This window comes from Streptomyces sp. NPDC039430 (genome assembly GCF_055639435.1).
Genome location: NZ_JBVKAK010000011.1, coordinates 135,808 through 149,568 on the forward strand (window position 1 = coordinate 135,808; position 13,761 = coordinate 149,568).

Below are 13,761 nucleotides of genomic sequence, written 5' to 3' on the forward strand. Positions count from 1 at the left end.
CCGCTGGCCGCCGTCAGTCCGTCGTCAGGCCGGCCGCCGCCCGTGCCAGCGCGTCGAGCACCGGGCGGATCAGCGGGTGCGCCTCCGCGCCCCGGCGTACGGCGGCGAAGACCCTGCGGGTCGCGGCCGGGCCCGCCACGGGGCGTACGACCGTGCCCTTCAGCTCCATGCCGCGCAGCGCGGAGCGCGGGACGAGCGCCACTCCCGCGCCCGCGCCCGCGAGGGCGACGACCGCGCGGAAGTCGTCGGAGGAGTGCGCCAGCCGCGGCTGGAAGCCGGCCAGTTCGCAGGCGAGCTGGATCACGTCGTGGCAGGGGTTGCCGGGGTACGGGCCGATCCAGTCGCTGTCGGCCAGGTCGGCGAGCACGACCTCGGCGCCGAGGCCGAGCGGATGCGCGGCCGGCAGGACGGCGTCGAACGGCTCCGCGTACAACGGCACCCGCCACAGCCGCAGATCGTCCTCGCGCGGGGCGCCCCGGTACTCGACCGCGACCGCCAGATCGGCCTCGCCGTCGAGCACCATCGGCAGGCTCTCGTCACCCTCGGCGTCCCGTACGCGTACCCGTATGTCGGGGTGCGGTCCGCCGAGCAGCTGAAGGGCCGGGGCCAGCACTTCCGCGATGCCCGTGGCGAAGGCGGCGACCGTGACCTCGCCCGACGTCCCGCCCGCGTACGCCGCCAGCTCCGCCTCGGCGCGCTCCAGCTGGGCGAGGACGGCGTGCGCGTGGGTGAGCAGGATCTCCCCGGCGGCGGTCAGCCGTACGCCCCGGCCGCTGCGGGTCAGCAGCGCGTGCCCGGTCTCGTGCTCCAGCGCGGCGAGCTGCTGGGAGACGGCCGAGGGGGTGAGATAGAGCGCGGCGGCCGCGGCGGTCACCGTACGGTGGTCCGCCACGGCCCGCAGGACGCGCAGCCGCCGGGGGTCGATCACCCGGCCCATTTTGCCAGGTCTGCCCGGAACTCCACCCCCACCGGCATCGGCCGCCCCACCCGCATCGGCGCTCAGCCCTCCCGCTTCATCGCCTCGCGCGCGTCGACGAACGCAGCGACCGCCCGCTCCACATCGTCCGTGGAGTGCGCGGCGGACAGCTGGACCCGGATCCGCGCCCGGCCCATGGGGACGACGGGGTACGAGAAGCCGATCACGTAGACCCCGCGCTCCAAGAGCAGTTCGGCCATCCGGCCCGCCTCGGCGGCGTCGCCGATCATGACGGGAGCGATCGCGTGGTCACCGGGCAGGATCTCGAACCCCGCCGCCGTCATCTCCGCGCGGAAGAGAGCGGTGTTGGCGTTCAGCCGGTCCCGCAGCTCGCCCGCGCTCTCCAGCAGATCGAGGACCTTGATCGACGCGGCGGCGATGACCGGCGCGAGGGAGTTGGAGAAGAGGTACGGGCGCGAGCGCTGGCGCAGCAGCGCGACGATCTCGGCGCGGGCCGCGACATAGCCGCCGGAGGCGCCGCCGAGCGCCTTGCCGAGCGTGCCGGTGATGATGTCGACCCGGTCCATGACGCCGTGCAGCTCGGGGGTGCCCCGGCCGCCGGTGCCCACGAAGCCGACGGCGTGCGAGTCGTCGACCATGACCATCGCGTCGTACCGGTCGGCGAGATCACAGATCTCGGCCAGCGGGGCGACGTACCCGTCCATCGAGAACACGCCGTCCGTGACGATCAGCCGGCGACGGGCGTCCTGGGACTCCTTGAGCCGGGTCTCCAGCTCGCCGAGGTCGCGGTTGGCGTACCGGAGACGGCGGGCCTTCGATAGCCGGATGCCGTCGATGATGCTGGCGTGGTTGAGGGCGTCGGAGATGACCGCGTCCTCCGGGCCGAGGAGCGTCTCGAAGACCCCGCCGTTGGCGTCGAAACAGGAGGAGTAGAGGACCGTGTCCTCCTGGCCGAGGAACGCCGAGAGCCGCTGCTCCAGCTCCTTGTGGATCTCCTGGGTGCCGCAGATGAAGCGTACGGACGCCATGCCGTAGCCCCAGCGGTCGAGCGCGTCCTTGGCGGCGGCGACGACCTCGGGGTGGTCGGCGAGTCCGAGGTAGTTGTTGGCGCAGAAGTTGAGGACATCACCGGGGGCGCCGCCCGCGGTGACGGCGACCGAGGCGCTCTGCGGTGTCGAGATCACACGCTCGGGCTTGAAGAGACCCGCGTCGCGGATCTCGTCGAGGGTGGCGGAGAGGTCGTCCCGGACGGACGCGTACATGAAGGGCTCCTTCTTCTGGGGCTCTGGGGCTCGGGGGCTCTGGGCTCAGGGGCTCTGGGCTCAGGGGGTCGGTTCGCCGCGGGGCCAGGGGGGCGGTCAGGCGCTCCAGTCGAGAATGATCTTGCCGCTGCGTGCGGAGGACGCTTCGTCGAACGCCGCGTCGAAGTCCGTGTATCCATAGCTGCCGGTGATGACGGGCGTGAGGTCGAGCCCGCCTTCGAGCAGGACGGTCATCGCGTACCAGGTCTCGAACATCTCGCGTCCGTAGATGCCCTTGACCGTGATCATCGAGGTGACGATCTTCGACCAGTCGACGGCGAACTCCTCGGCGGGCAGCCCGAGCATGGCGATCCGGCCGCCGTGCGTCATGTTGTCGACCATGTCGCGCATGGCCTCGGGGCGTCCCGACATCTCCAGACCGATGTCGAAGCCTTCCTTGAGGCCGAGCTGCCGCTGTGCGTCGGCGATGCCGACATCGGCGGGCGAGACATCGAGGGCGAGGGTGGCACCGGCCTTGCGGGCGAGTTCGAGGCGGTGCGGGCTGACGTCGGTGATCACGACATTGCGCGCACCGGCGTGCCGGGCGACGGCCGCGGCCATGATGCCGATGGGGCCCGCGCCGGTGATCAGCACGTCCTCACCGACGAGGGGGAAGGAGAGCGCGGTGTGGACGGCGTTGCCGAACGGGTCGAAGATCGCGGCGACATCGAGATCCACCTCGGCGCGGTGCACCCAGACGTTCGCGGCGGGCAGGGAGACGTACTCCGCGAAGGCGCCGTCGCGGCCCACGCCGAGCCCGACGGTGCTGCGGCAGAGGTGCCTGCGGCCGGCGAGACAGTTACGGCACTTGCCGCAGACGAGATGACCCTCCCCGCTGACCAGATCGCCGACGGCGACGTCCTGGACGGCCGCGCCGACGGCGGCCACCTCGCCGACGAACTCGTGGCCGAGGACGCGGGGTGTGGTGACGGCCTGCCGGGCCCAGCCGTCCCAGGAACGGATGTGCAGGTCGGTGCCGCAGATGCCGGTACGGAGCACCTTGATCAGTACGTCGCCGTCCCCGTACTCCGGCTCGGGCACGTCCATGAGCCACAGCCCCGGCTCGGCCTTCTGTTTGACAAGTGCCTTCATGGGGCGGCTCCCGGGGGTGGTGGTGCGTGGTGCAGGGCGCTGAACGGTGATCACTGTTCGGTGGTCGGGCACCAATCTGCCGAGTGGTGATCGTTCAGTCCATCGAGGATTTCTTAAGCGGCCCAACAGCGGAGCTTCACGCGCCGCGGCGCGCCGGGAAGACGACCGGCCTGGCGGGGGCGGGAGGGGCCCTCTCCTGCCGCCCCGCCATCTGTCGGAGCCGGCGGGGCTGTCTGGGCCGGGCGGACATCCGTACGTGCCGGACGGCCATCCGTACGTACGGCCCCCGCCGCTATCGGTATGTGCAGTCCCCGCGACGGCGCGCACGCCGGCGGTCCCGGAGCGCCCGCCCCGACCTCAGGGGGTGCGGTCGCCAGGGCGGCCGCACGGCGAGCGCGCCGGGCGTCGGGGCACCCCGCGCGGGTACGCCCGTGCCGGGCCATCCGTCCCCGGCGGCCGGCTCCACGGCGTGACCGCCGGGCTCGGGAAGCACCGGCGATACGGCGACGGGGGCGGCGGTCCGCTGTCCTGGCACCAGCCCCGCGGGCGTCACCGTCATCGGCGCCGTCATCGCGGGCGCGGTCACCGGCGCCCGGGTCAGCAGCACCACGCCCCGCGCGGCGACCACCGCGCCGATGAGCGCCGCCGTCACGCCCGGGACGCCGCCCTGGAGGCGCTCGCCCAGCAGAGTCAGACCGATGACGGCCGCCGCGACCGGGTTGGCCAGGGTCAGGACGGCGAGCGGCGCTCCGAGTCCGGCGCGGTAGGCGCGCTGCGACAGCAGCAGACCGCCGGACGCGAAGGCCGCGACCACCAGTGCCACGGCCGCCACCTGCCACACCGGCAGCGCGTCCGCGTCACGCGCGGTGGCGGCGACCGTGACCGTCTGTGTGAGGGCCGAGGCGACGCCCGAGGTGATGCCGGAGGCCGCCGCGTGCCGGAGGCCCGAGCCGGCTCCCGGCCGGGTCAGCAGGGCGACCAGCGCCATCGCCACGCCCGCGACACCGAGCGCCTGCGGCAGGCTGAGCGTCTCGTCGGGCGAGCTGCCGGCCGCCGTGAGCAGGATGGCGGCGAGGCCGACCAGCGTGAAGGCCGTGCCGCGCCATTCGCCCCGGCTGACCTGCCGCCCGGCACGACGGGCCCCCAGGGGCACGGCGGCGACGAGGGTGAGGGCGCCCAGCGGCTGGACGACCGTGAGCGGTCCGTAGGTGAGCGCCACGACATGCAGCAGCGCGCCGGTCGCGTTCAGCCCGACCGCCCACCACCAGGCGCCGCGGGTCAGCAGGGTGAACAGTCCGGTGTCGGGTGCCGTACGCGCCGCGAGCCGCTCCTGCGCCACCGCCGCGGAGGCGTACGCGACGGCCGAGACCAGCGACAGCGCCACGGCCACGGCCGTCGCCCCGTTCATCGGCCGGCCCCTGAGGTGACGACGGGTGCGGCGGGAGCGACGGGGGACACCGGTGGGAGCTGTGCGGCGGCGGAGCGTGCGACCAGCGAGCCGCGCCGCGGGGACCGGGGGCGTGGCGCCCTGATGACCGTCACAGTGCCGGTGAGCAGGGCGACGGCCACGAGGGCGTCGAGCCAGTAGTGGTTGGCGGTGCCTATGACCACGAGCAGCGTCAGCAGCGGATGCAGCAGCCAGAGCCACCGCCACCGTGACCGCGTGGCGGCGATGAGGCCCACGGCCACCATCAGGGCCCAGCCGACGTGCAGCGACGGCATCGCCGCGAACTGGTTCGCCAGCGCGTCCGTGCCGGGGCTCTCGCCGTACACCGTCGGCCCGTACACCTGGCCGGTGTCCACCAGACCGGACGCCGCGAGCAGCCGCGGCGGCGCGAGGGGCATCAGCAGGTGGAGCGCGAGCGCGGCCCCGGTCAGTACGGACAGGACGCGCCTGGCCCACAGGTAGTGGCCGGGGCGGCGCCAGTAGAGCCAGCCGAGGAAGAGCACCGTCGCCGGGAAGTGCACCGTCGCGTAGTACGTGTTCGCCAGGTGGACGAGCGTCCCGCTGTCCAGCAGCACGCCCTGTACGGAGCCCTCGCCCGGCAGATGGAGCGCGCGCTCCCAGTCCCAGACGCGGTCGGCGTTCCGGAACGCCTCGCCGGTCCGGCCGGTGGCGGCCTGCCTGCCGAGTTTGTAGACGAGGAAGAGTCCGGCGACGAGCAACAGCTCACGTACGAGGGGCGGTCGGGCGGAAGCTTCCGGCTTCCGTGCGGCGGGCCCGGTGCGGGTGCGTATCACCCGACCCCCTTACCTGGACAACACGGCGCGACAGGACGTCGTGGTGGTGCGGCGGCGCGGTCTGGACCGCGCCCTATCGATACGCCAGTGTACCGATACGGATTCGTATCGGTACACTGGCGTATCGGTACACTGACGTATCGCCGCCGGAGCCGCACCGGGGCCGGGCGGCGGAGACGGGGAGAGACGATGACATCGCCGCGCCGCTCCAAGATCACGCCGGAACGGGAGCTGGAACTCTACGAAGCCGCCCTGGAGCTGCTCAGAGAGAGCGGCTACGAGGCGCTGACCATGGAGGGCGTGGCCGCCCGTTCCCGCTGCGGCAAGTCCACGCTCTACCGTCAGTGGGGCACGAAACCTCAGCTGGTCGCGGCGGCGCTGCGCGGCACCCGCTGCGTCAAGCTCGTGGACGTCGACACGGGCAGCCTCGTCGGAGACCTGCGGGCGGCGGCCCGTGCGGCGGTGGCGGGCGCGGGCCGCGACACCGCGCTGATGCACGCGCTCAGCCACGCGGCCTTCCAGAACCCGGAGCTGCTGCGCGCCCTGCGCGAGAACATCATCGAACCGGAAGTCGCGGCGATCGACGCCATGGTCGAACGCGCCGTGGCACGCGGCGAGATCGCGGCCGACAACCCCGCGGCGGAGTTCGTGGCCGCCCAGCTGATGGGCGTCATGCGCGCGCGGCCGATGGTGGAGGGCCGGCAGGCCGACGAGGCGTATCTGCACCGCTTCCTGGAGGCCGCGGTCTTTCCCGCGCTCGGCCTGCGGGACACCTCGCGAGTCACCTCGCACCCCTGACCGGTGGGCCGTCGTCCGAGCGGATGACGACGACTCACCGGCGCCGCACCGTGGGGACGGGAGCGGCGCACTCCATGCCTGTGGGCCCCTCTCCGGGGGCCCACAGGCACGCCGGGAGAGGCGGAGTCCGGTCTCGTACATTCGTCTCGTGCGTCACCGCTCAATGACGTAGTGGCAACGATCAGAATGGCGACGGCATCTGGGAGGAGCCGTATACGAGCCGTGACGAACACCATCGGCCGACGGCGGGCGCCGGGAGCCCCGGGGGACCACGGTGTGCGGTGGCGCAGTGGTATGAACCACCGGTGCACGGCGCGCGTGCGGCCCGTTTCGGAGCCTCCGGTGCTTGAGCACGATTGCTTCGAATCTCGACCGGTACCGATCGAGTCAGTTCACAATCAGTCAATTTCGGCCAGCGGCACGCCAGTTACACAGTAGTTGACGATCCGACATGGACAGATACGCTCCACCCGAACGGCATCGCCCCGTATCCGCGCACCGTATTGCGCCCTTGCCGCATCAGGAGGCCGATCATGACCTGTGTCTCGGAACAGCGCTTGGTCCAACAGCTTCCGGCTGTGCCGTTCTACTGCCCCGTACCGCCCGCAAGACACCCGTCCGTCGAGGTCCTCAACGACCAGACCGTGCGATGGATGCTTCAACAGCGGCTCGACAGCGACGAGCATCAGCTCAAACGCCTGGCCGTCTGCGACTTCGGCGGTCTCGCCGCGTCGACCATGCCCTACGGAGCGCTCGAACCGCTCACCCTGATGGCCAAATTCCACGCCGTGCTCTTCTCGCTCGACGACGGCGTGTGCGACGAGTCCGAGGCCACCGCCGATCTGCTGGCCCAGGAGACCTCGCGCATCATGCGCGCCGTGGAGGCACCGACCGCGCGGGCGCTCGGCGACTCACCGCACACCGCCGCGCTGCGCAGGCTGCGGCTGGAACTGGAGCAGTACGCGTCTCCGCGCCAGGTACGCCGGTTGACGGAGGCCATGCGCGTCTACACCTCGGGGCTGGTGTGGGAGGCGTCCTGGCGCCGCAACCCGGGCCTTCCCTCGCTCGACGACTACATCACGCTGTGGATGCGGGCCATCGGGATGGCGCCCTCCACCGCGATGATCGAGGTGGTCGGCGGCTTCTCCGTGGCGGACGAGGACATGCAGGACCCCCGTGTTCGCGCGCTCACGGAGATCACCTGGACGCTGGTCAGCTGGGACAACGACCTCTACTCCCGCAACAAGGAACTGCTGCGGGCCGACGACAATCTGAATCTGATCGATGTCCTCTGCCAGGAGCAGCACTGCGACCCGCGTCGCGCACTCGTACGGGTGGTGGCGATGCGGGACCGCGTGATGGTGCTGTTCGACCGGCTGGCCCAGCAGGTGCTCAGGGAGGCGGACGACGGTCTGCGCCGCTATGTGCGGGGGCTCGGCCAGTTCGTCCGGGGGCATCTCGACTGGGCGTCGGTCTGCCCCCGTTACTCCGTGCCGTCGGGGCCACGGGCGACCCCCGGCGGATGGTGGAAGCAGCAGCCCGCCGACACCAGCCTGGAGCCGCTTCCGATCCCGACGATCGCCTGGTGGTGGGACCAGCTCGAACCGGCGCACTGACCGGTGGCGCACTGACCGGTGGCGCACTGACCGGTGGCGCACTGACCGGCCGAGGCAGCGTCCCGCCCCGCCGATGCCCCGTCAGTGGCCGCGCCACCAGCGCGCCACCGCCCGCCAGGCCCGCTTCGGGGCGCTGCCCGCGCGCTGTTCCCGCCGCTGCTCCGGAACCGGCCCCGTCGCCTCCGGGATCGCCCCCGCCCCCGTTCCGCCGGTCCCGGCCTCCGCGGATGACGGGACCCCGGATGACAGGACCGCTGACGACGGGACCGGCGTTGAGGGGAGCGCCGTTGACGGGACCGGCGCTGACGGGATCACGCCCTCGGCCGGGGGCCGCGCCGCCTCGGGGCGGGGCGAATCCACCCGCCACCGCGGTCGCGGTACGGCGGCCGACGCGCTCGGCGGCCCGGTGATGTCCTGCGGCGGACGCGGTGCGAAGGCCACCGGAAGCTCCAGCAGCTGACGGGACATCAGCGCCCCCTCGTACCGCAGTTCATGCTCCTCCACGGCGAGCTGGACATCGGGCAGCCGCAGCAGCAGCGCGTCGATCCCGGTGTCGGCGATCGCCCGCCCGATGTCCTGGCCAGGACACTCGTGCGGGCCGCCGCTGAAGGCGAGATGGGCGCGGTTGCCCTGCATGGAGGCGTTGAGATCGGGCCGTACCACGGGGTCCACATTGGCCGCCGCGATCCCGACCACCAGCGCGTCCCCCGCCCTGATGCGCTGTCCGCCGAGTTCGGTGTCACCGACCGCCCAGCGGCCGAAGATCGTGGTGAAGGGCGGCTCGTCCCAGAGCGTCTGCTCGACCGCCTCCGGCAGGGTCATATGACCGCCGCTCAGCTGCGCCCGGAACCGCGGATCGGTGAGGACCATGCGCAGCACATGGGCGATGAGGTTCGCGGTGGTCTCGTACGCCGCGATGAGCACCAGCCGCAGATGCTGGCCGACCTCGTCGTCGGTGAGTCCGGCCGGGTGTTCGGTGAGCCAGGTCGCGAAGTCCTCCTCGGGCGCGATACGGCGCCGCTTCACCAGCCTGGTCAGTGTGGCCATCACATACGCGTTGCTCTCGTTGGCGGTCTCGGTGCCCTTGATCATGTCGCGCGCGGCCTGCACGAGGCGCTCGCTGTACTCCTCGGGCATCCCCAGGATCTGCGTCATCACCATCATCGGCAGATGCTCGGCGAACCTGCTGACCAGATCCGCCCTGCCGTCCCGGCAGAACTCGTTGACCAGCCGGTTGCTGTAGCGGTTGATATAGCGCCGGACGCCCCGGTGGTCGATCCGCGCGATCGAGTCGGTGACCGCGCCGCGCAGCCGCTCGTGATCCGCGCCGTCGGCGAAGACGCAGATGGGCTGCCAGGTGAAGACGGGCGCGAGGGGATGGTCGGGGGGCGCGGTGCCGTCCTGCAGCGCGCGCCAGCGCCGGGAGTCCCGGGAGAACTGCGACGGCGTACGCGTCATATGCAGATTGTCACCGTGCCCGAGCACGAGCCAGGCGGGGACGTCGCCGTGGAGCAGCACGGGCGCGACGGAACCGTGTTCGGCGCGCAGCTTCTCGTACAGACCCATGGGGTCGTTCTCGGCCTCGGGTCCGTACAGCCGCCGCAGCCCACCGGCGGCGAGACCGTCCAGTGTGGGCCCTATGGTGTCCTGACCGCCGCTCCGGCCGGGGGAGTTCAGCTCGCCGGCGGTCATGCCGTGGGCCGGGCAGCCGGGGGGCGGCGCCATGGGGCCGTCGGGCCCGGGTCGGTGCGAATAAGGGGTGGTCACGGTCGCTCCAGGGGTCAGGCCGGAAGGTGTACGTGCGCGGGTACGGGTACGGGTACGGGTACGGGTGAGCTTGCGTGTACGGGGATGGCGCGTGCCGCTCGGACGGTCGGTCACGTCAGGCGGACGGCAGCGCCAGCGAGTGCAGGTAGTGCATCAGCGTCAGCAGCACATCGCGGCTCGACTCCCGCAGCCGTGCGTCGCAGTCGACCATCGGGACCTCGTCGGGCAGGTCCAGGGCCTTCCGCAGCGCCTCGACGGGGTGGTGCGGCGCGTCCGGGAAGGTGTTGACGGCGACGACGAACGGTACGCCGCGCTCCTCCAGCCGTCCGATCACATCGAAGCTGACTTCGAGGCGGCGGGTGTCGACGAGCACCACGGCTCCCAGGGCGCCCTCGAAGAGGCCGTTCCACAGGAACCAGAAGCGCTCCTGGCCGGGGGTGCCGAAGAGATAGAGCACCAGTTGTTCGGTGATGCTGATCCGGCCGAAGTCCATGGCGACGGTCGTGGCGGTCTTGGTCTCCACACCGGAGTTGTCGTCCACCCCCACCCCGGCCTGGGTCATGGTCTCTTCGGTGGTGAGCGGACGGATCTCGCTGACCGAGCCCACCATCGTCGTCTTTCCGACCCCGAATCCGCCCACGATCACGACCTTCACCGCGGAGGTGGCCGTGGTGGGCAGGACGTCCTCGCTCCTGGGACCCGTGATCGTGTCAGAGTTTCTGAAGTCCATGCATCACCGCTTCGAGAAGGGACCGGTCGGGAAGCGCGGCGCGGACGATGGGTGCGCGCGATTCGACCAGCTCGGTCGCGAGGAGTTCGGTCAGCAGCGCGGTCACCACGCTGAAGGGGAGGCTGAGATAGGCGGAGATCTCGGCCACGGACAGTGGTGCCCGGCAGAGCCGGAGAATGGCGGCCTGTTCCGGCTGCACCGTCGGCGCGGGGTCGTCGCGTGCCACGATCATGGTGACCAGGTCGAGCGGCGCCCGTTCGGCGCCGTCGGGGCCGCCGGTGATCACGTACAGCCGTTCCGGGTCCCCCACATCCGCCTCGGGGCGCCGGCGTTCTCGTCTGGGAGGCGTGGTCATCCGGCCTGCCCGTCATGGCGCGGCGGACTCGTCAGATGCGCTCCGATGCGGACCACCATGTCCCGCATCCTGGCCCCCACCAGCCCCGCGTCCACCGTGTCGTCGGCGAGGACGGCGAGATACGCGCCCGCCCCGGCCTCCATCAGATAGAAGAAGCCGCCCCCGACCTCGATGACGACGAGCCTCATCCGGCCGTCGCTGGAGGGGATTTCGGCGGCGACGGCCGCGGCCAGACTCTGCAGTCCGGCGCAGGCGGCGGCCAGCCGGTCGGCGACATCCGGGTCACCGCCGTGCCGGGCGATCCGGAGCCCGTCCGCGGAGAGCACCACGATCTGCTGGATCTGCGGTACTCCGTCGGCCAGTTCCTTGAGCATCCAGTCCATGTTCGCCCGCTGCTGGATCACTTCAGATCTCCCTTGCCCCACATGTCGTCGGATTCGCCCTGGTCACCGGGGTGGCCCGGCGCCTCCCCCGCCCCGGCCGACGGCTCACGCGGAGTGCCGTTGACCGCCTTGGTGAACGCTTCGAGCCAGATGCCGGGACCGGGCTTCTTCTCCGGCGTACCGCCGTCGCGCTGTGTGCCGTCCGGCGCGCCACCCGGGGCGTCACCGCGCCCGCCGTCGTACCCGCCGCCGCTCCCGTACCCGTTGCCTCCGTACCCGTTGCCCGCGGTCTCCCTGCTCCCGTTCCCGCTGCTCCCGTACCCGTTGCCTCTGCCGTTGGCCTGGCCACTGCCCTGGGGCCGGGCGTCGCCCCGGCCTTCGCTCCGGCCGGTGTTCTGGAGGCCGAGGTTGTGGGAGCCGAGCGGGGCGCGGCCACGGCTGCGCCGCTGCGGCAGCCCGTTCTCCGTCCACTCCGTCACCACGGGAATGTCGTCCTCCATGGGTCCCGCCACCGGCACCGACGGCTGTGGCCCGGTGGCCGGCCGCGGCACCCGGTTCGCGGGCCGCAGTACGTCCGTCGTGGGCAGTCCCGCACCACTGCCGCGGGGCAGCGCCGAGGCGCCGATGCCATGGGCGATACCGGGTGCGGGTCCGGTGGTGACGACATCACGCGGCACGATGAGGACGGCCCGGACGCCGCCGTACGCCGACTGCCGCAGCGAGACCTGGAGGTTGTACATCTGGCAGAGGCGGCCGACCACGGCCATACCGAGCCGGGGTGTCTCGCCGAGGTCGTTGAGGTCGATACCGGCCTGGGCCTGCGCGAGCATGGTCTCGGCCCGTGCCCGTGCCTCCTCGCTGAGGCTGACGCCGCCGTCCTCGATCTCGATCGCGATCCCGGTCTGCACCTCGACCGCGGTGACATGGACGCGGGTCTGCGGCGGCGAGTAGCGGGTGGCGTTGTCGAGGAGTTCGGCGCACGCGTGGATGAGCGGCTCCACGGCCGTGCCGATGATGGCGACCTTGGCGATGGAGTGCAGATCGACGCGCTGGTACTCCAGGATCCGGGACATCGCGCCGCGCAACACGCTGAACAGCGGTACGGGCTTGGGCCATTGGCGTCCCGGGCGGGCCTTGCCCAGCACGGCGATACTGTCCGCGAGCCGGCCGATCAGCGCGGTGCCGTGGTCGATGCGCAGCAGGTCGTCGAAGACCTCGGGGTTGCGGCCGTGCGCCTCTTCCATCTCCCGCAGTTCGCTGGCCTGCTGGTGCACGATGGACTGGACGCGGCGCGCGATGTTCACGAAGGAGCGCTGCGCGGACTCGCGCATGGCTTCCTCGTCGTCCACGATCTGCAGTACGGAACGGAGCAGGGACCGCTGCGCGGTGGGCAGTTCGCGGTAGCGCTCGTCCCCGTCCACCACGGCGCGGATCACTTCCGCGGGCGATTCGCCCTGCCGCATCCGGTGGATCGTGGCCGGCATCAGCTCTTTGCCGAGCCGTACGGTCTCCTCGTCGTGCTGGGCGAGACGCCGTTCCAGCTGTGCGAGGCGGTACGTGTAGTGCTCGTGCAGCGTACTGACGGTTCTGGCGCGCCGGGACAGTTCCCCCGCGCACCAGGTGACGACGATGGTCGCGACCGCGCCGTATACCACGAGCGGTATCCGGGCGGCGTCGGGAACGAGGACCACCGCGCCCGCTGTGGCCGCCACGATCAGGACGGCGGGGAGGAGGAGCGCGCGGACGGCGGGGGATGCTTGATCACTCGGGGGTGCTTCAACACGAACCATGTAAGCCCTCTGGCGGTCGATTCAGATCAGATCATTCAAACGATCAGGGCACAAAGGGAACAAGTGCCTGATTACGTATCAACTCGGCGCGCTCCGCGAGAGCTTAGCCCGATGAAATCGGCGCATCGGCATATTCACCCAACCTCGTGCGCGGGCAATGCCGTTGGGCATAGACTCGCGCGTTTGCACGCTACGCTTCCATGACCGCACGAAGAGTAACGGCTTCGCGGCATGACAATGGCCCTGATATCGGGTTTTTATCGGGTGATCACGCTCGTACGCCAGACGTGCGCGGGGAGACCGAGCCTGGTACGGCTCCCCGGGCCGGACCGGAGAATCGCCAACGATCTTCACTCTTCCGGGGGTGAGGGATCCGCGGCCACACGCCGTCCGCCGGGTGGCTATCGTGGCGGGTCGGAAGTGGCCGGTGGGGACACGGTGGAACGGGGAGGACGAACGGTGGGCGAGGGTCGGGCCGGCTGGATCCGGGTGCCGGTGGGGGCCGACTCGGCGCGGTGGGCGACCCGGGGGCGCTGCAAACTCGTGCTGTTCATCGTGCACAACGTGACCTCGGCGACGCGGCTGCTGGACGTCCTGCCGCTGTTCCGTGACGATCTGCGGGTGCAGCTGCTCGCCACCTGGACCGGTTCGTCGCCGTTCCGGGCCGGGGTGGCCGAGCTGCTCGCGGAGACCGGCGTACCCGTACTGCCGTGGGAGCAGGCGCTCGAACTCCCGGTGGATCTGGCGGTCT

General features: G+C 71.5%; 12 protein-coding genes. 2 read left to right on the forward strand and 10 right to left on the reverse strand.

The features are described from left to right. Positions 1-13: 13 nt before the first annotated feature. The 5 genes from ACZ7LS_RS26270 to ACZ7LS_RS26290 form a co-directional block, all read right to left on the reverse strand. Complete coding sequence (locus ACZ7LS_RS26270) at positions 14-928, reverse strand: LysR family transcriptional regulator (protein WP_382525973.1); 915 nt, start codon at positions 926-928, stop codon at positions 14-16. A gap of 71 nt (positions 929-999) precedes the next feature. Further along, complete coding sequence (locus tag ACZ7LS_RS26275) at positions 1,000-2,199, reverse strand: glycine C-acetyltransferase (protein WP_385134097.1); 1,200 nt, start codon at positions 2,197-2,199, stop codon at positions 1,000-1,002. 96 nt (positions 2,200-2,295) lie between these two features. After that, entirely contained in the window at positions 2,296-3,330 is a 1,035-nt protein-coding gene (tdh, locus tag ACZ7LS_RS26280) for an L-threonine 3-dehydrogenase (RefSeq protein ID WP_382525969.1), read from the reverse strand. 292 nt (positions 3,331-3,622) lie between these two features. Continuing rightward, positions 3,623-4,738, reverse strand: coding sequence for a DMT family protein (locus tag ACZ7LS_RS26285; protein ID WP_385134100.1), 1,116 nt, complete (start codon positions 4,736-4,738; stop codon positions 3,623-3,625). Then, positions 4,735-5,568, reverse strand: coding sequence for a phosphatase PAP2 family protein (locus ACZ7LS_RS26290; protein WP_382876319.1), 834 nt, complete (start codon positions 5,566-5,568; stop codon positions 4,735-4,737). Before ACZ7LS_RS26290 ends, ACZ7LS_RS26285 begins: the two co-directional genes overlap by 4 nt. A 192-nt stretch (positions 5,569-5,760) precedes the next feature. On the opposite strand from ACZ7LS_RS26290, the gene ACZ7LS_RS26295 reads away from it, so the two are divergent. Continuing rightward, positions 5,761-6,369, forward strand: coding sequence for a TetR/AcrR family transcriptional regulator (locus tag ACZ7LS_RS26295; protein WP_382525965.1), 609 nt, complete (start codon positions 5,761-5,763; stop codon positions 6,367-6,369). Between the two features lie 533 nt (positions 6,370-6,902). Next, positions 6,903-7,985: a terpene synthase family protein gene (locus tag ACZ7LS_RS26300; protein WP_382525963.1), complete on the forward strand. Its 1,083-nt coding sequence runs from the start codon at positions 6,903-6,905 to the stop codon at positions 7,983-7,985. Between the two features lie 81 nt (positions 7,986-8,066). Here the strand turns inward: ACZ7LS_RS26300 and ACZ7LS_RS26305 are convergent, their stop codons facing one another. The 5 genes from ACZ7LS_RS26305 to ACZ7LS_RS26325 all read right to left on the reverse strand — a co-directional run bounded on the left by ACZ7LS_RS26305 (position 8,067) and on the right by ACZ7LS_RS26325 (position 13,010). Further along, complete coding sequence (locus tag ACZ7LS_RS26305) at positions 8,067-9,752, reverse strand: cytochrome P450 (protein WP_385134104.1); 1,686 nt, start codon at positions 9,750-9,752, stop codon at positions 8,067-8,069. A 115-nt stretch (positions 9,753-9,867) separates the two neighbouring features. Next, entirely contained in the window at positions 9,868-10,482 is a 615-nt protein-coding gene (locus ACZ7LS_RS26310) for a GTP-binding protein (RefSeq protein WP_382525960.1), read from the reverse strand. Next, positions 10,463-10,837, reverse strand: a complete 375-nt coding sequence (locus tag ACZ7LS_RS26315) for a DUF742 domain-containing protein (RefSeq protein WP_382525958.1) — start codon at positions 10,835-10,837, stop codon at positions 10,463-10,465. The genes ACZ7LS_RS26310 and ACZ7LS_RS26315 overlap by 20 nt, the downstream gene beginning before the upstream one ends. After that, positions 10,834-11,241, reverse strand: coding sequence for a roadblock/LC7 domain-containing protein (locus ACZ7LS_RS26320; protein ID WP_382525956.1), 408 nt, complete (start codon positions 11,239-11,241; stop codon positions 10,834-10,836). Before ACZ7LS_RS26320 ends, ACZ7LS_RS26315 begins: the two co-directional genes overlap by 4 nt. Then, positions 11,238-13,010 carry a sensor histidine kinase gene (locus ACZ7LS_RS26325; RefSeq protein WP_385134108.1) on the reverse strand — a complete coding sequence of 591 codons (1,773 nt, stop codon included), beginning with the start codon at positions 13,008-13,010 and terminating at the stop codon, positions 11,238-11,240. Before ACZ7LS_RS26325 ends, ACZ7LS_RS26320 begins: the two co-directional genes overlap by 4 nt. Positions 13,011-13,761 lie beyond the last annotated feature (751 nt).